This window comes from Zavarzinia aquatilis (assembly GCF_003173035.1).
In the GTDB taxonomy this organism is placed as follows: domain Bacteria; phylum Pseudomonadota; class Alphaproteobacteria; order Zavarziniales; family Zavarziniaceae; genus Zavarzinia; species Zavarzinia aquatilis.
In genome coordinates, this window is sequence record NZ_QGLE01000001.1 from 75,250 (window position 1) to 92,743 (window position 17,494).

Annotated in this window: 12 protein-coding genes and 1 tRNA gene; 8 read left to right on the forward strand and 5 right to left on the reverse strand. The window is 65.4% G+C overall.

Features of this window, described 5'->3' with window-relative positions; genetic code table 11:
- Positions 1-31: 31 nt before the first annotated feature.
- On the reverse strand, positions 32-3,754 hold the full coding sequence (locus DKG74_RS00365; protein WP_109901491.1) for a vitamin B12-dependent ribonucleotide reductase: 3,723 nt from the start codon (positions 3,752-3,754) through the stop codon (positions 32-34).
- A gap of 260 nt (positions 3,755-4,014) precedes the next feature.
- Here DKG74_RS00365 and recJ point away from each other — a divergent pair, with 260 nt between their 5' ends.
- The 4 genes from recJ (at position 4,015) to DKG74_RS00385 (ending at position 9,272) form a co-directional block, all read left to right on the forward strand.
- Entirely contained in the window at positions 4,015-5,841 is a 1,827-nt protein-coding gene (recJ, locus tag DKG74_RS00370; RefSeq protein ID WP_109902573.1) for a single-stranded-DNA-specific exonuclease RecJ, read from the forward strand.
- Positions 5,842-5,850: 9 nt separating this feature from the next.
- Complete coding sequence (locus DKG74_RS00375; protein WP_207779184.1) at positions 5,851-6,144, forward strand: chorismate mutase; 294 nt, start codon at positions 5,851-5,853, stop codon at positions 6,142-6,144.
- 76 nt (positions 6,145-6,220) lie between these two features.
- Positions 6,221-6,296 (forward strand) — tRNA-Glu (locus tag DKG74_RS00380).
- A gap of 327 nt (positions 6,297-6,623) precedes the next feature.
- Positions 6,624-9,272, forward strand: coding sequence for an AAA family ATPase (locus tag DKG74_RS00385; protein WP_109901495.1), 2,649 nt, complete (start codon positions 6,624-6,626; stop codon positions 9,270-9,272).
- 112 nt (positions 9,273-9,384) lie between these two features.
- Here DKG74_RS00385 and DKG74_RS00390 read toward each other — a convergent pair whose 3' ends face one another.
- Together DKG74_RS00390 and DKG74_RS00395 are read right to left on the reverse strand one after the other, a co-directional pair.
- The gene (locus DKG74_RS00390; RefSeq protein WP_109901497.1) at positions 9,385-9,864 is read right to left on the reverse strand and encodes a ferritin-like domain-containing protein; all 480 of its coding nucleotides are present in this window, start codon (positions 9,862-9,864) and stop codon (positions 9,385-9,387) included.
- A 13-nt stretch (positions 9,865-9,877) separates the two neighbouring features.
- Positions 9,878-10,795 carry a ferritin family protein gene (locus DKG74_RS00395; protein ID WP_109901499.1) on the reverse strand — a complete coding sequence of 306 codons (918 nt, stop codon included), beginning with the start codon at positions 10,793-10,795 and terminating at the stop codon, positions 9,878-9,880.
- Positions 10,796-11,113: 318 nt separating this feature from the next.
- Here DKG74_RS00395 and DKG74_RS00400 point away from each other — a divergent pair, with 318 nt between their 5' ends.
- Positions 11,114-11,602, forward strand: coding sequence for a hypothetical protein (locus DKG74_RS00400; RefSeq protein ID WP_109901501.1), 489 nt, complete (start codon positions 11,114-11,116; stop codon positions 11,600-11,602).
- Positions 11,603-11,663: 61 nt separating this feature from the next.
- On the opposite strand, the gene DKG74_RS00405 is transcribed toward DKG74_RS00400, so the two are convergent.
- Positions 11,664-12,854 carry a hypothetical protein gene (locus DKG74_RS00405; protein ID WP_133251451.1) on the reverse strand — a complete coding sequence of 397 codons (1,191 nt, stop codon included), beginning with the start codon at positions 12,852-12,854 and terminating at the stop codon, positions 11,664-11,666.
- A 64-nt stretch (positions 12,855-12,918) separates the two neighbouring features.
- Between DKG74_RS00405 and DKG74_RS00410 the strand changes: the two genes are divergently transcribed.
- Positions 12,919-13,761 carry a hypothetical protein gene (locus DKG74_RS00410; RefSeq protein ID WP_109901505.1) on the forward strand — a complete coding sequence of 281 codons (843 nt, stop codon included), beginning with the start codon at positions 12,919-12,921 and terminating at the stop codon, positions 13,759-13,761.
- 188 nt (positions 13,762-13,949) lie between these two features.
- On the opposite strand, the gene DKG74_RS00415 is transcribed toward DKG74_RS00410, so the two are convergent.
- A complete protein-coding gene (locus tag DKG74_RS00415; protein ID WP_109901507.1) occupies positions 13,950-14,609 on the reverse strand; it encodes a TetR/AcrR family transcriptional regulator in 660 nt (219 codons plus the stop codon).
- A 222-nt stretch (positions 14,610-14,831) separates the two neighbouring features.
- Between DKG74_RS00415 and DKG74_RS00420 the strand changes: the two genes are divergently transcribed.
- Positions 14,832-15,998, forward strand: a complete 1,167-nt coding sequence (locus tag DKG74_RS00420; RefSeq protein WP_109901509.1) for a hypothetical protein — start codon at positions 14,832-14,834, stop codon at positions 15,996-15,998.
- 111 nt (positions 15,999-16,109) lie between these two features.
- Positions 16,110-17,342 carry a DUF445 domain-containing protein gene (locus DKG74_RS00425; RefSeq protein ID WP_109901511.1) on the forward strand — a complete coding sequence of 411 codons (1,233 nt, stop codon included), beginning with the start codon at positions 16,110-16,112 and terminating at the stop codon, positions 17,340-17,342.
- Positions 17,343-17,494 lie beyond the last annotated feature (152 nt).

The following is a 17,494-nucleotide window of genomic DNA, read 5'->3' on the forward strand; positions in this document are numbered from 1 at the left end:
GCGGGGCCTGTTCGCGTTCAAGCCTTGGCGCTTACGAGCAGCCGCTGGTCGAGCCGCAGGTGTCGCACTTCAGGCAGGTGCCGTTGCGCACCAGGGTGAAGTTGCCGCAGTCGCCGCAGGCATCGCCGACGTAACCCTTCACGCGCGCCTCGCGGATGCGGGCGAGGCGGGTTTCGGCGGCCGAGGGGGCGCTGGCCACGGCGGCGGCGACGGTGATGTCGCTGCCGACCGCGACGCCGGCCACGGCACCCGCCGCCGAAGTCTCGGCGAAGGCGACCGCCTCGGCCGAGGAGGCCTTGGCCGCCTGGCGCAGGCCCTGCGCCGCCGCGTTCAGGACATAGAGGTTCGAGCGGACGTAACCGTTCGAGACCGGCGCGTTGGTCGCGGCCTTGTAGGCGGCGGCCTTGGCGTCGGTCGCCTCGCGGCGCTGGGGCGCGCCGTCGAGAGCGGCCTCGTCCGCGCCGTCGCCCATGGCGTCGAAGCGCAGGTCCGCCGGCTCGACATGGGCGAGGTCGTTGCGGGCGAGGTAGGACACGGCCAGTTCGCGGAAGACATAGTCGAGGATGGACGTGGCCATCTTGATGACCTCGTTGCCTTCGACCATGCCCGCCGGCTCGAAGCGGGTGAAGGTGAAGGCGTCGACGAATTCCTCGAGCGGCACGCCGTACTGCAGGCCGATCGAGACCGCGATGGCGAAATTGTTCATCAGGCTGCGGAAGGCGGCGCCTTCCTTGTGCATGTCGATGAAGACTTCGCCCAGCTTGCCGTCGTCATATTCGCCGGTGCGCAGGTACACCTTGTGGCCGCCGACATTGGCCTTCTGGGTGTAACCCTTGCGGCGATGGGGCAGGCGCTGGCGCACGCCCTCGGCCGGCACCACTTTCTCGACGATCCGCTCGACGATGCGCTCGGCGATGACCTGACCCTTCACCATCGGGTTGGCGTCCTCGCCGACCTCGTCGTTCACCTCGTCGAGGATCTGGCTGGCCAGCGGCTGCGACAGTTTCGAGCCGTCGCGATAGAGCGCATTGGCCTTCAGGGCGAGGCGCCAGGACAGCAGATAGGCTTCCTTGCATTCCTCGACCGTGGCCGAGGACGGCATGTTGATCGTCTTCGAGATCGCGCCCGAGATGAAGGGCTGGGCCGCTGCCATCATGCGGATGTGGCTGTCGACCGACAGGAAGCGCTTGCCGATGCGGCCGCAGGGGTTGGCGCAGTCGAACACCGGCAGGTGCTCGTCGCGCAGATGCGGCGCGCCCTCGAGGGTCATGGCGCCGCAGACATAGACATTGGCGATCTCGATATCGGCCTTGGAGAAGCCGAGGGCGGCGAGGAAATCGAAGCCCGGATCGTCCAGCTTCTCGGCCGGGAGCTTCAGCGTGTTCACGCAGAAGTCTTCGCCCAGCGCCCATTTGTTGAAGGCGAACTTCACGTCGAAGGCGGAGGCGAGGTTTTTCTCGATCGCCTCGATCTGCGCCGGGCCGAAGCCCTTGGCCTTCAGCGCGGCGTGGGAGATCGCGGGCGAGCCGTCGAGCGTGCCATGGCCGACCGCATAGTCGATGATGTCCGCGATATCCTTCTCGCCATAGCCGAGGGTGGCGAGGGCGACGGGGACGATGCGGTTGATGATCTTGAAGTAGCCGCCGCCGGCCAGCTTCTTGAACTTCACCAGGGCGAAGTCCGGCTCGATACCCGTGGTGTCGCAATCCATGACGAGGCCGATGGTGCCGGTCGGCGCGATCACCGTCGCCTGCGCGTTGCGGTAGCCGTGCTTCTCGCCGAGTTCGAGGGCAACGTCCCAGGCGCGCTTCGCCGCGGCCGACAGGGCGGCCTCGCGGACATTGGCATGGTCGAGCGCGACCGGCAGGGTGTTCAGCCCCTCGTAACCGGTGGCGAGGCCATGGGCGGCGCGGCGATGGTTACGGACGACCCGCAGCATGGGCGCGCGGTTGTCGGCAAAGCCCGGGAAGGCGCCCAGCTCCCTGGCCATCTCGGCCGAGGTGGCATAGGCGACGCCGGTCATCACCGCCGAGATCGCGCCGCAGAGCGCGCGGCCCTCGTCCGAGTCATAGGACAGGCCCGAGGCCATCAGATAGCCGCCGATATTGGCGAAGCCAAGGCCCAGCGTCCGGTAGCGATAGGACAGTTCGGCGATCTTGGGCGAGGGGAACTGCGCCATCGTCACCGATATTTCGAGGACGAGGGTCCACAGCCGCACCGAATGCTCGAACGCCTCGACATCGAAGCTGCCGTCGTCGCGCCGGAAGGTCAGCAGGTTCAGCGAGGCGAGATTGCAGGCGGTATCGTCGAGGAACATATATTCCGAGCACGGGTTGGACGCCCGGATCGGCCCCGAATTGCTGCAGGTGTGCCAGTCGTTGATGGTGGTGTGATACTGGATGCCCGGGTCGGCGCACTGCCAGGCGGCGAGACCGACCTTTTCCCACAGCTCGGCGGCCTTCACCGTCTTCGCCACCTTGCCGGTGGTGCGATAGGTCAGGTTCCAGTCGCGGTCGGCGAGGACGGCGTTCAGGAATTCGTCGGTGACGCGGACCGAATTGTTGGAATTCTGGCCCGAGACGGTCAGATAGGCATCCGAATCCCAATCGGTGTCATAGACGCGGAATTCGAGGTCGCGGTAACCCTGCCGCGCGAACTGGATCGCGCGCTGGGCGTAATTGTCGGGGATCATGGCCTTGCGCGCGGCCTTCAGCGCCGCCTTCAGGCCCTCGTTCTGCTTCGGGTCGAAGCGGGCGTCGCCGCCGACGACATCGGAATGGCAGGCCGCGAGGATCGCGTTCATATGCACTTCGGCCAGCTTGGAGCCGGCGACCAGGGCCGCGACCTTCTGCTCCTCGATCACCTTCCAGTCGATGAATTCCTCGACGTCCGGATGGTCGATGTCGACGACGACCATCTTGGCCGCGCGGCGGGTGGTGCCACCCGACTTGATCGCGCCCGCCGCCCGGTCGCCGATCTTCAGGAAGGACATCAGGCCCGACGACTTGCCGCCGCCGCCCAGCTTCTCGTTGGCGCTGCGCAGCTTGGAGAAATTGGTGCCGGTGCCCGAGCCGTATTTGAACAGGCGGGCTTCGCGGATCCACAGGTCCATGATGCCGCCGTCGTTGACCAGATCGTCCTCGATGCCCTGGATGAAGCAGGCATGGGGCTGCGGCCGCTCATAGGCCGAGGTGGAGCGGGTGACTTCACCCGTCTTCTCGTCGACGTAATAGTGCCCTTGCGCCGGGCCGTCGATGCCATAGGCCCAATGCAGGCCGGTGTTGAACCACTGCGGCGAATTGGGCGCGCACATCTGGGTCGCCAGCATGAAGGCGAGTTCGTCGCGGAAGGCGAGGGCGTCGGCCTCGGCATCGAACATGCCCGACTTCCAGCCCCAATAGGTCCAGGTGCCGGCCAGACGGTCGAAGACCTGGGTCGCCGTGCGCTCGTCACCGAAACGCTCACCCTCGGGCAGGGCGGACAGCGCCTTGTCGTCGGGGACGGAGCGCCACAGCCAGGCCGGGACACCCTTTTCCTTCACCTTCTTCAGGCGGGCGGGGACGCCGGCCTTGCGGAAATACTTCTGGGCGAGAATGTCGGTCGCGACCTGGCTCCATTCCGCCGGCACTTCCATCGCGGCGAGCTGGAACACCACCGAGCCGTCGGGATTGCGGATCTCGCTCGAAACCTTGGTGAACTCGATCCCGGCATAGGGAGAATTGCCTTCGGTCGTGAATCGCCGCTCGATCCGCATTGTTCTTGGTCCCCGCAACTTAGGTTTTTGAGCCCTCGGACGAGCCGCCCGGCCCGTCGCCCCGCCCACTGTTGTTCTGGCCAGACCCTATAGATAGGTGGCGAACCGTGGTTGGACACAAACTCTAGGCGCGGGGGCCATGAGTCGGAAGAGGAAGAATTTCGTCCGGGGCAAGATTTTGTGCTTGCCTGCATCCCCGCATACCATGGGAGCCATGAATCGGGGGGCGGCGGGGCGCCGCCGGCTTTAAGATGGCCACCATGTTCGCTGATTCTCTTGCCCCGGCTCAATCCGAATTCGCCCTTGGCGTCGCCGCGTCCTTCGCCGGGCGGCCCTGGCGTTTCCGCGTGGCGGATGACCGGGCGGCCCTCGCCATGGCGCAGGCGACCGGGCTCGATCCCGTCACCTGCCGGGTGCTGATCGGGCGCGGCGTCGATCTGGACAATGTCGACCGTTTCCTCGACCCCGTGCTGAAGACCGACATGCCGGACCCATCGGTGCTGCGCGACCTCGAGGCCGCGGCGGAGCGTCTGGCCGAGGCGATCGAGGCGGATATCCCGGTGGCTGTCTTCGGCGACTACGATGTCGATGGCGCGACCTCCTCCGCCGTCCTGATGCGCTATTTCGCGGCGCTCGGCCGCTCGCTCTTCCTCTATGTCCCCGACCGGCAGAAGGAAGGCTATGGCCCCAACACGCAAGCGCTCGAAATGCTGGTGCGGCAGGGCGTGAAGCTGGTGGTCGCGGTCGATTGCGGCACGCTGGCCTTCCAGCCCTTCGCCGCCGCGAGGGCCGCCGGGCTCGAGGTGATCGTCGCCGACCATCACCAGGCCGAGCCCCTGCTGCCCGAGGTGCGGGCGCTGGTCAATCCCAACCGGCTGGACGATTCTTCCGGCCTTGGCCAGCTCGCCGCCGTGGGCGTTACCTTCATGCTGGTGGTCGGGCTCAACCGCGCGCTCCGCCGCCGCGGCTTCTTCGAGCGGGAGGCGCGGCCGGCGCCCGACCTCATGGCCCTCCTCGATCTCGTCGCCCTCGGCACGGTCGCCGATGTGGTGCCGCTGAAGGGGCTGAACCGCACCTTCGTCACCCAGGGCCTGAAGGTGATGGCGGGGCGGCGCAACACGGGGCTTGCCGCCCTGATGGATGTCGCCCGGATCGACACGGTGCCGACCGCCTATCACTGCGGCTATCTGCTCGGCCCCCGGGTCAATGCCGGCGGGCGGGTCGGTCAGGCCGACCTCGGCGCCCGCCTGCTCGCGACCGACGATCCGGAACTCGCCGCCAGCATCGCCGCCCGGCTCGACGCCCTGAACCGCGAGCGCCAGCAGATCGAGAAAGAGGTGGAGGCCGCGGCGATCGAGGCAGTGGAAGCCCGCCTTGCCCGCGCCAATGGCCCCGGGCCGCTGGTGATGGCGGCGGGCGAGGGCTGGCACCCCGGCGTCATCGGCATCGTCGCCAGCCGCCTGAAGGAGCGTTATCACCGGCCGAGCTTCGTGCTCTCCATTCTCGACAATGGCAAGGCCAAGGGCTCCGGCCGCTCGATCCCCGGCATCGACCTTGGCGCCGCCGTCTCCGCCGCCCGCGCCGTCGGCCTTGTCGAGGAGGGCGGGGGCCATGCCATGGCCGCCGGCATAACGATCGACATCGCCCGGCTGGAAGAACTCGAACATTTCTGGGCCGGGCGCATGGACGGCGCGGTGGAACAGGCGCTGGCGGCCGACGGGCTGAAGCTCGACGCCGCCATCGGCATCGCCGGCATCAACGCCGATCTCGTCCGACGCCTCGCGCAGGTCGCGCCCTTCGGCCAGGGCAATCCGGAGCCGCGTTTCGCCGTGCCCACGGTCCGCGTCGCCCATGCCGCGGTGATGGGCAAGGGGCACCTGCGCCTTCGCCTCTCGGATGCCGGCGGCCGCTCGGCCGACGCGGTCGCCTTCCGCTCGGGCGATGGCGCCGTGGTCGATGCCCTCGACGCCGCCTTCCGCACCGGCGAGGCGCTCCACGTCGTCGGCCATGTCCGGGCCGAGACCTGGCAGGGGCGGGAGCGCATCCGCCTCTTCATCGAGGATGCGGCGCCGGCCGGGCGCGGCTAGGATGGAAGCATGACACGCTGCAACACCATGGAAGAAGTCCGCGCCGAGGTCGACCGCCTCGACCGGGAAATCGTGCGTCTGCTGGCCGAGCGGGAACAGCGCATCGCCGACGCCGGCCGCATCAAGGAAAGCCGCGACATCGTCCGCGACGAAGCACGGGTGGAGGACGTGGTGACCAAGGTCCGCGCCCTCGCGCAGAATCACGGCGCCAGCCCCGACCTGATCGAAGCGATCTACCGCGACATGATGGAGCGCTTCATCGCCCATGAATTCGTGCTGTGGGACGCAAACCGCGGGCTTTGAGCCCTTGCGCTTTTTTGTGTTGACCGCCGCGCGCGGAATATGTACTTGAGGCGCCTCGCTGATGCGAAGCCTCTGCGTCCCCTTCGTCTAGAGGCCTAGGACACCGCCCTTTCACGGCGGCGACACGGGTTCGAATCCCGTAGGGGACGCCACAAGGCCGCCGGCCGGATGACACTCACGACATCGCTGGATTTTAGGGATCGCTGCCGCTGTGGGGCAGGGGCGGGGTTGCGTTTGTTGAATTGGGTATGGCGTCCCCTTAACTGCAATGGTGTCCCCTTAACTGCTGCCTGACTTCTGGTGCGCGAACGCACACGCTAAGCACGTTCATCGTGGCGCTTGGGGCGTCAAAAGTCGCTCTCGCTTTCAGATCCTACCAGAGAGTACAACTTTAAGCGGCTGAAGACATCTGCGAGTTTGTCGCCTGCGCCAATGGACTTTGAGCGGAAGCGCGAGAGGACGCTAGGGGAGGATCCGAAATGGGGGCGGTCGACGAAATCCTGAATTGGTCCGCGACCAAGCTGGCGCCCTGGCGCCAAGACGCGCTTCGTCGATTGGCGGGTTCATCTATGTTGACCATGCAGGATGAAAGCGAACTGCTTGATTTAATCAAAGATAAAGTTGGCTTTTCTATGGCCGCGAAACCACCGACATCAACGCCGTTGAGCAAAGCTCACTTCGCGTCCGTCTCGAGCGGACCACCTCTTCAAATCAAAGGCATTCGCAACGTCAAGAACGTCAACCGTCTCGTGCCGGCCGCCGCGCTGTCGTTCACGCCCCACGGCATGACGATCGTCTATGGTCGCAACGGCAGTGGCAAGAGCGGCTTCGTCCGAATTTTCCGCACTGCCTGCCGCACCCGCACCGACAACCCAGCCAAGCTCAAGGTGCTAGCTGACGTCTATGGCTCAAGCGGGGGACCGCAAGAAGCCGAAATCATCGTCGACTTGGGCAGCGGCGATGTCGTCGTGCCCTGGACCGCCGGCGCGCCCGCTTCGGAGATCCTGCTACAGGTCGCAGTGTTCGACAGCAGTGCAGCGCAGCTCTATGTCGATGGAGGAAACCAGATCCAGTTTCTTCCATTCGGCTTGGCCCTGCCTCACAAACTCAACGAGCTGTGCCTCACCCTCAGGAATAAGCTGGAAGCTGAGCGTAAGCCCATTACGGATCAAATCGCCCTCGTCACCGTTGTCTTCGATACGCCTAGAACGACGAAGGCCCAGACCTTCTACGCTGGCCTCACTGGCAAGGTGACAGATGTGCAAATTGACACCGCGGCGACGTTTTCACCGAAAGACGAGAAGCGCGTTGACGAACTGACGCGTCTACTCGCTGCTAACACTGCCTCGGCAGCCGACGCGACCGCGCTTTCCACTTGGGTCAAAAACCTCGCATCCGAGTGCGCCAACCTTGGTCAAGCATTCAGCGATCCGCAGCTCGACAGATATCGCGCCCTCAAGCAACAGGCCATCGATGCGCGAACAGCCGCCGGCACGAAGGCCGCCGACCTCTTCTCAAGTGAGCCTCTCCCCGGTGTCGGTAGTGAAACCTGGCGGCGGCTCTGGCTTGCTGCCCGCGAATATTCGATCACGGACGCCTATGCCGGCCGCGAGTTTCCCGTCGTCAGTACGCCGGACGCAATCGAAACCTGCGTCCTTTGCCAGCAACCGCTCAGCGCTGAAGCATCGGACCGCATGGTCCGCTTTCAGGCTTTTGTCAACGGGTCACTCGCTGCAGCTGCCGACCAGGCTGAAACTGCGGTCACCCAGGCGATTACGTCCCTGCCCCAGGTCGAGATATTCGCGTCGAAGGATTGGGCAACCCGGCTCGAACAGATCCGTAAGCGCAATGCGGAACTCGCGGATACAGTGACGTCCTTCAAGAAAGGCGTGGAATCCAGACGCGCGACCGCTCTGGCCTTGCTCCAGACATCTGAGGCGCCACCGCCGCCGTTAGCAGCCGCAAGTCTGGTCTCCCCGCATGGCGCTCTGCAAGACTTGTCAGCGGTTCTATCCGCCGAAGCCGAGGCGTTGGCGAAGGCCGATCAGAGTGGGGAGCGCGCGAAACTGGAAACTGAGCGGGCTGAGCTCGCTGATCGCAAGATCCTCAATGCAGGCCGTGATCACGTGATCAAACGCCGGGACCTTCTCAAGGAGGACGCGCTTTACACCGCAGCGCTTGCTGAGGTTCAGACGAGGGGCATTACCCAGAAGGCGAATGAACTCGTTGACACACATCTGACGAAGATCGTGACAGACCATTTCGAGGTAGAACGCAAAACTTTAGAAATTGCGCACCTTAAGGTTGGTTTGGCGCGAAAGAGCGGACAGACCAAGGCCGCGTTCCAAACCAATCCGGGCACCACGCTAACAAAATTGACCTCCGAAATTCTCAGCGAGGGCGAGCAGCGCGCGCTCGCGCTTGCGGCATTTCTAACGGAAATCGCTGTGACGGAAGGAGCTGGCCCGATCGTTATCGACGATCCCGTTTCATCCTTAGACCGTGATCGCGGATTAAAGGTCGCGGCCCGCATCGCAGCAGAGGCGCAAAAGCGCCAGGTAATCGTCTTTACGCACGACTTGATCTTTTTCAACGACCTATGCAGAGAAGCCGATGATCTCGGCGTTACGACTGAAACGATCGCACTCTTCGCCGACGGCGCCAACGCGGGTAAGGTCGATCCCGCCGGGGTGTCGTGGAAAGGGCTGAGCGTGACCAAGCGCCTTGCGCGGATCCGGAGCGACTTCGCGCCATTGAAGAAGCTCCACAAGTCGAGCCCTTCGGACTACGAATTCGAGGTGAAACACCTCTATGGGCGCCTGCGAGACTGCTACGAGCGCCTCGTCGAGGAACACATCTTTTGCGACGTGGTCCGGCGCGGCGTCGACAGAATTGAGACCCAAAAGCTGCGCAGGGTGCATTTGTCCGATGTACTCGCGATCCGATTCCACGTGGGTATGACGAAAGCCAATACGCACAGCCATGACAATCCTGCTTCAGAGACGGTCTCAGTCCCAGATCCACCCGCCTTCGAGTTGGACCTAGCTTACATTGAGCAGCTTATCGCCGACCTCAGATCTGAGAGTGACTCGGCCGAACGCAACCGTCCCAGCATGAAACCGAAATAAAGATTAGGTGTTAATTTGCGGCCGTCAGGGCGTTGAGGAAGGTCTGTAGGGCCGCCTTCACGGTCCGGCCGAGAGGGCGTGCCCTCATCGGCCGGGGTACGGGAGCAAGCCCTCAGGCGTCGACCGGCGTTTTCAGGCCGGCGGCCCGTGCCGCGATCCAGCGGTTGAGTTCGGCGACATGGCCGCTCTCTTCCTCGACGAAGGCTTTGGCGAACATGATGATTTCCGGGTCCGTCGCCCGGGCGAGCACGCCGGCATAATAGTCGAGGCCCGCGCGCTCCGCCGCCAGGGCGGTCGCCAGGGCGTCGTCCGTGCCGATCATCGGGTCCGCCGCCCAGATGGCGGCGGTTTCGGGGCTTTCCGCGTCGGGCCAGGAGAACTCGCCCGGCTTCAGGTCGGGGATGTCGAGAAAGCCCGCCCGGTCGCGCGCCTCGGCCAGATGGAGCCGGGAATAATGGGCGAGCTGGCGAAACAACTGGCCCACCTCCCGGTTACCGGCGGAATCCATCGCATCGGCCAGCTGGCCGAAGCGGTCGGCGGCCTCCCGCTCCAACTGGATGGCGTGGGCCAGGAATTCTTCCACCGTTTCCATCGGATCTCTCCCCTCAGTCGAGCGCGGGCATGTCGGGATGGGCGAGGGTCCAGCGCTCCCGCGTGATCGACGCCTCGAGGATCTCGAGATGTTCCTTCTCTTCCCGGGCGAAAGCCTTGGCGAGGGCGGTGACCTCGGCGTTGTGGGTGGTGCCGGCCAGCGCGAGGTAGAATTCATAGCCGCGCCTCTCGCCCAGGATCGCCGCGTTGAGGGCATCGAGGCGCGACAGGGACGGATCGGCCGCCATCAGCGACGTCCGCTCCGGGGTCACCTGATCCGGCCAGACATAGGCGGGCGGCACCACCACTTCGGCATCGAGGGCCGTGGCGCGTTCCTTGGCTTCCTTCAGGTGCTGCCGCGAGAAGCCGGCGAGCTGATAGAACAGCTTGGCGACATCGTCGTTGCCGCAGGCCTTCATGTCTTCGGCGAGGCCATAGAAATGCGCCGCCGCGTCTTCCTCGATCTTCACGGCATAGCCGAGGAATTCATCGACCGAGGCAATGCGGATGCCGCCCTTGAAGATTTGCGCGGCATGGGTGATGTGCGGCGCCTGGGCGGGCAGGGTCTCGTCGCCCTCGAAGCGGACCAGGATGTCCTCGTTGCGCACGAAGCACTGGCAGGCGAGACGATGGCGCGGCGCCATGTCGTTCACCTCGGCCTCATAGACCTCGTCCTTGCTGATCTTGCCGATCTGCCGCAGCGTTTCCTTTTCCTCTTCGGTGAGCGCAATCCCGTATTTGCTGTATTTGGTCGGCGCGTTGAGATGCACCACTTCGACCACACAGGAGCCGCAATTGCCGTCCTGGCAATCGAAGGGGATCGGAATCTTGTGCTGCTTGGCGACGGCGAGAACGGTTCCGCGATCGCCGGCGACGGCATAGACGGTGATATCCTTCGCCATGCGCGGGGACGAAAATGTTACATTGGCCACGGCAAACTCCTGCGAGAAAGGCCGAGTGACGCCGTCGTCACCCGTTCTGCCGCCTTGAACGCAAGAGTTATGCCGGATGGTTTCTTGCGCTGATCTTCGCTCTGGATTGATCTGAATCAATCCATGGCTTGGCGATTTAGGAACGGAGCCGTGAGGCACGACAGTCGGTGCGCGTTTCGCGACGCGGATGTTGGAAACTGTTCAACGCCTGTCGCGCGGCCCGACAGCTCGCCGCCGCGACAGGCACGCTCTATTGAACGGGCATAAATTCAGTATAGTGTCCCTCCATTAAGGTTTGGTGCTGACGGAGAGGTGGCCATGGCGTCGTTGAGCAAGCGGATCGGGGTGAAGTTGACCGCCTTGGCACTGCTGGCGGGTTTGGCGGCCGCTGTTCAGGTCCAGCCGTCGCGCGCGGAAAATCAGGGCGGCAGGCTCACCTTTTATCAACCCGGGAACCCGGACTGGCCCGGCCCCAAGGACTTATATGTCTTTGACGACAAGGCAATCGTCATCAATGGGCGATCCGGGGTCATGCAAATTGAATTCTATGGGGTGATGAAGGGCGATGATCATTTAACAGGCGGCGGCAGGATATACCGCGTTCTGAATCCATCGGAATATGCCAACAAGAATATGGGCGGCGAGACATATGGCTGCCGCGGTCAGATTAAATGGGTCATTATAAAAGACGTTTCATATCAGTCTGTATGGTATACGGAGTTCGAAATGGAGAAGATTGAAGATTATAATCCTGAATCCTTGGGATTGTGTTTGGGCGTATATTATAGTTACCATAAGGATTACTGATCAAAGGTGCGGCCGGAATCGATATCCGGCTCGTGGCGGCGGTGCGCTGCGGCCCCATCCCTCACGGCAGCACCGTCTCCACCGCGACCCGGTCCTGGCCCGTGGCGTCGAGTTCCCGGCGCAGGCGGGTGGCCAACGCCTGGCCTTCGGCATTGAAGGCGGCGCGGGCTTCGTCGCTCCAGACGGGTTCGCTGCCGGTTTCGAGGTCGGGGATCGCTTCCTCATAGGCGATGTTCCAGGCCATGAGGTCTTCGGCGAGGCTGTGGGACAGGCCGAAGTCGGCGGGGTCGAACTCGCGTTCCCGCTGCTCGTCGCCTTCTTCGGGGGCCGGGATCTGCAGCGGCCAGGACAGGCTGCGGGGCCGAAGAGTGACCCTGGAGGCGTCCGGCCAGCGGCTGGCGACCGGGCGGGCGACGGGCACGAAGTCGATGGCGATGCCGGGCAGGCCAGGGGCGAGATCGGCCAGCAACTCTGCGCCCATGGCGGTGATCGCTTCCTGTGCGGCAGGATCGCGCAGGGCGGCGCGCCAGGGATCGTCCGGGTCGGCGTGGTCGGCGAACAGCTGGCACCAGGCGCGCAGCCGGTCCTGCAGTTCGTCGGGCACATGATCGGTCATGGCCCAATATTCCCACGGGCGCCCGTCGGCGGCATCGACAAGGCCGGTGCCGCGCCAGCCGGGGGTGAGGATCAGATGCGCGGGCGGCGGTGTCGCCTCGGCCGGCTCCAATGCCGGCGAGGGCCGGGCCAGCAGGGGCCGCAGCAGGAAACCGAACGCCACCACAAGGCCGAAGCCGATCCCGCCGAGGGCGGCGGGCGGAATCGCATCGAGGGGCAGCAGCACGCCGGTCTGCGCCGCCGACAGAACCGCAAGTGTCGCCGCGAGATAGACCGCGAAGGCCCACCAGGTCGAGCGGCGGCCGGCCGGCTCCGGCGGGTCGTCCGGGTCGAGCCAGCGCGGCGCGACGAGGCCGAGATAAAGCGCCTGACCGAGGGCATTGACGATGAAAAACACCAAAGCCCCCTGCCACAGCAGGAGGAGCGCGGCACCGCCAAGGGCGATGGGAATCGGCGCGGCGGTCAGCCAATGGCGGCGCAGGCGCTCCGCCCGGGGCACCGGCTTGGCCGACAGGGTGGCGAGGGCGCGGTCGAGAAAACCGCCGAAAACGGCCGCTCGCAGGGCGACCAGCCCGGCGAAGACATAGAAAGCGCCGATCAGGCGCAGCAGGCCTTCAACGAACAGGGGACCGGACATCACGATTTCGCCTATATCGACACGCAACGATGATCTTATTGCCGGAACTCGGGGGGACTTGGCGATGAAGTGTTTCACAGCGATCGGCGCGGCGGTGCTGATGGCCGGTCTCGGCGCCATGGCGCCGGCCTTCGCGACGGGAACACCCGCGCTCTATACCGTGGTGCCCGGACTGGCGCTGACGCCCCTGACGGCACTGCCGCCCGCACCCGCCGCTGCCGCCGAGCGCGGCGAATGCGCCCATTTCCTCGCTTCCCCAACCTCCGAGGCGGCGGGGATCGTTTCGGCCGCGGGCTGGGCGGTTACCGGTGAAGCCGCGGTCGGGCCCTATCAGGCGGTGGCCTTCGTCGGCCGGATGACGGCGGGCACCAGCGGCAGCTGCGAGATGGACGAGGGCAATATCGCCCTGTTCGACGGCGCGACTCTCGTCGCCATCGCCTATGCCCGGCGCGGCGCCGCCCTGAGCATCGGCGGCATCGCCCCGCTCGAGCCGCGGGGAATCCGCATCTGGACCGGGGATTTCCTGCCCCGTCCGGTGGCCGAACTCCATGTCGCGCCCGACGGCGCGGTCCTGGTCACGCCGCTGTCCGCCGAGGAAAGCCGCTGTCAGGGCCGCGTCAAGGTGCCCAATGTCTACGATCTGCCCATCGACGTCGCGCGCCGCCGGCTGATCGCGGCGGGCTGGCGCCCGGTTCCCCGCTCCGGTCCGTCAGCCGATGGCGCCGGCCGGGAAGCCACGCTGGCCGCCCGCGTGCCGGAAGTCGAATCCTGCGCCGGCACGGGCTTCGGTTTCTGCGCCTTCGAATATGACAGCGCCGCCGCCAGCCTGACGGTGATCACCGCCGGCGAGGATGCCATGCCCCCGGTGACCGACTATCGGACGACCTGCAAGTCGTCCGCAGACTAGCGGCAAAAATAATGGCGTCGATGAAGGCATCGACGCCATCAAGTCGGCCCGGCGAAACCCGCGGGCAGCGTGCATAAGGGCTCACACGCATGGGTTTGATAGCCCGCCGCTCTAAACTTGTCATTCGTCAAAATTTGCACTTTGGGACTATTCGCCGTGCAAACGGCCACAATCGTCTTCGGGGCGGTTCAATCGGTCGCTGGCGGGCCAGGCGGCAGGAAGCGCAGCAGCAGATCCTGCATCGGGCCGAGGTCGAGACCGCCGCGCAGCAGGATGTCGCGCAAGGGCGGCAGGGCGAAATTGATCGCCGAAATGCCGACCATGGCGGCAATGAAGATCGAGGCCGGAATTTCGCGCAGCACGCCGAAACGATGCGCGGCGTCGAGATGCAGGGCGATCCCGGCGACGATGGCGTTCAGATAATTATCGGCCAGCCAGTCCAGCCGCTCGCCCCCCATGGGGGATTCGCTGAACACGATCTGGATATGCTCGGGATGGCTGACGCAGAACGAGGCGTAATCGCCGATCAGGCGGATGATGTTGGCGCTCGCCTCCGCCGCCGAGGTCGCGGGCGGCAGGTCGCCCGGCGCCGGCATGACGTCGAACAGGGCGGCGGCGGCGGCCTGCCACAATTCCAGCTTGGTCGCGAAATGATAGCCGAGATGGCCGAGTTCGATCCCGGTCCGCCCGGCGATCATGCGCAGCGAGGCGCCGGCATAGCCCTTGGCGGCGAACTCCTTGATCGCGGATTCGATGATCGCCTGGCGCAGCGCCAGCGTCCGTTCCTCGCGCCCCTTGCCCTTGCGCGGTCGCCCGCGCGGGGCGGTCCTTTCGGCGTCTGTCTTCATGATCGGCGGCTCGTCCCTCGAACGGAAACTGGTCGGGTTGCCGGTCGCGCCAGCGCCTTCGCATTTACCATGCAATGTCGGCGCTTGCGAAGGGGGGCGCGGGCGCGAATACCTTGACGACCGACCAAGACTTGCGTCATGTCAGGGTCAGGCAAGGGGGGAACAGGCAATGACCGGGCATGGCATGGACCGGCGTGGCGGGGCTGCCGGGAACGGACGGCGGTGATCCTGCTCGCCCTCTATCTGCTGGGTCTATGCGCCATGGCCGTGGTGCCGCTGGCCGGGTCGCGGGCGTTGCTCACGGGTATCCGCCTGCCCCGGCGCCTGCGGGCCGACGGTCTGCTGCCACCCCTGATCGCCGCCCGCAGTGCCGAGATCGGCCGGCGGATCGGCGCCCTCAGCCTCGAAGCCGTCGGCCCCCTGAAGGAACTGGCCGTCGCCCTCGGCCCGGAAGATATCGCCGCGGCGGTGAACGAGGCCTTCGCGGCCGAGCGGGAGGCGATCCTGCACCGGGTCGCCGGCAAGCATCTCGGCGTGATGTGGCGTGGCCTGCCCGGCGCGGCCAAGGTCCAGTTCGAGGATCATCTGGCGCGCAACGTACCCCGGGCCATCGACAAGGCGCTGGTCGAGATCGTCGCCGCCATCGACGATCTGATCGACGTGCCCGCCATGCAGGAACGCTATTTCGGCGCCCGGCCGCTGGAGCTTTCGCGGATGATCGCCGTCGTGGCGACGCCCTGTTTCCGTGCCCTTGCCGTGGTGCTGCCCGCGCTCGCCCTGCTGCCCCTGCTGCTGCCCGCCTTCGCCCCCGGTCTCTTGCCCATGCTGGCCGGGGCGATCATGGGCTATGGCGCCAGCCGGCTTGCCGTCGACTGGCTGTTCTTGCCGCCGCCGGCAGGCTGGCGTTTCCGGCTGCCCCGGCGCTGTCTCACCCCCCTGCTGCCGGAGCGGGCGATGATCACCACGCTCTATGCCGATACGGTGGCCGACGAATCCTTCCGCCTCGATATCGTCATCGACGAACTGGTGGCTGGCCGGGGCGCCATCGCCACCCGCGCCATCGTCGAGCGCCGGGTGGCGGCGATCTTCGCCCGGCTGCCGGGGCGCCTGCTGCTCAATCTCGTGGTCTCGCCCCGGGCCATGCAGGGCATGATCGAGTCGGCGACGAGCGAACTGTTGAACCTGCTGACCGTCGCCGCGCGGGAGCCGGCCTTGGTCGGCCGCTGCGCCGGGCGGTTGCGCCATCGGGTGCGCGAGCGGCTGGACGCGATGGACGAGCTGGCCTTTCTGACCATGCAGCGCAATGTCCTGCGCAGCGAGTTGCCGCTGCTGCACGGCATCGTCGCCGGTGTGTTTCTGGTCATCGGGCTTGTGGCCGCGCTCCTCTGAGCGGCAAAGCCCCGAAAGCGGGTGGGTTCCGGCTTGGTCGCGGTGGCCTTGCCGGGATAATCATGCGGAAGGCGGCGCAAGACCGCCCTTTGGAAGGCGCGGGGGAGATAGATGGATCTGGGCATGTTCTGGGCCGAATTGACGAGCAGGCCGGATTTCTGGGGCTTCGTCAGCATTCCGATCGTCGCGGCCGTGGTGACCTGGGTCCACGTCTGGATGGCCATGCAGATGGTCTTTTACCCCGTGCATTATGTGGGCGTGCTCGAGCCGTTCCTCGGCTGGCAGGGGGTCGTGCCGCGCAAGGCGCGCAAGATGTCGAACATCCTGGTCGACAAGACCCTGGCCAAGATCGGCACCCTCAGCGATTTCATGCGCAAGATGGAGCCGGAGCGGATTTCGGAGCAGGTCGCCAAGGCGGTCGCCGCCCGGATCGAGGATTACGTCGACGACCTGATGTCGGAACAGAGCCCGGTGCTCTGGGCCAATCTGCCCCGGCTGGTGCGCAACCGGGTCTATAATCACGCCCGTGGCCAGTTGTCCAAGGTGATGGGCGCGATGATGGACGACATCATCGACAATGCCGAAGACCTGGTCGACATCCGCGAGATGATCGGCAATCAGGTCGAGGCGGACCGCAGCCTTGTCGTGCGCATGTTCATGGAGGTCGGTAACAAGGAACTGGCCTTCGTCATCCGCGCCAGTTTCTGGATCGGCCTTGCCTTCGGCCTGCTGCAGATGGTGCTGTTCTATTTCATCCCGGCCCATTGGCTGCTGCCAGCCTATGCCGCCGTGCTCGGCTTCCTCACCAACTGGATCGCCCTCTCCATGGTGTTCCGGCCACTGAAGCCGGTGCGTATCGGGCCGTGGCGCTTCCAGGGCGTGTTCCTGCGCCGCCAGAACGAGATCGCCGACAAATTCGCCGAACTCGCCGCCAGCGAAATGCTGACCATCGGCCGCATCACCCGCGAGATCCTGGTCGGCCGGCAATCGGGCAAGACCAAGCTGCTGATCAAGAAGCATCTCGCCCCGATGCTCGAATCGCCGGTGATCCGGACGACGCTGCAGCTGGCCATGGGGCCGGACGGTTATGCCGGGCTGAAGAGCTCCATCGCCGAGAAGTCGACCGCCATGGCGCTCGATCCGCTCGAGGACGAGGCCTTCAACAAGGACCGGGCGAAATTCCTGTCACGCTTCCTCGCCGAGCGGACACGCGCGCTTTCGCCCGAGGAATTCCAGGACCTGCTGCGGCCGGCGTTCCAGGAGGACGAGTGGATATTCTTCGTCCTTGGCGCGGTAACCGGCTTCATCGCCGGCTCGCTCCAGCTCGCGCTGGGATTCCAGTAGCGGCTTTGTCACCAATGCCTTGATTCTCAAGGGAATGGTCGCGCTAGGTTCTTGAGTTACGGCACCGCTTTGGCCAATGTGAGACTGGTTCGGCGGCAAAGGGGCGATTTTGGCATCGGGGGCTCAGACAACGGAGCAGGGGGCAGCCACGC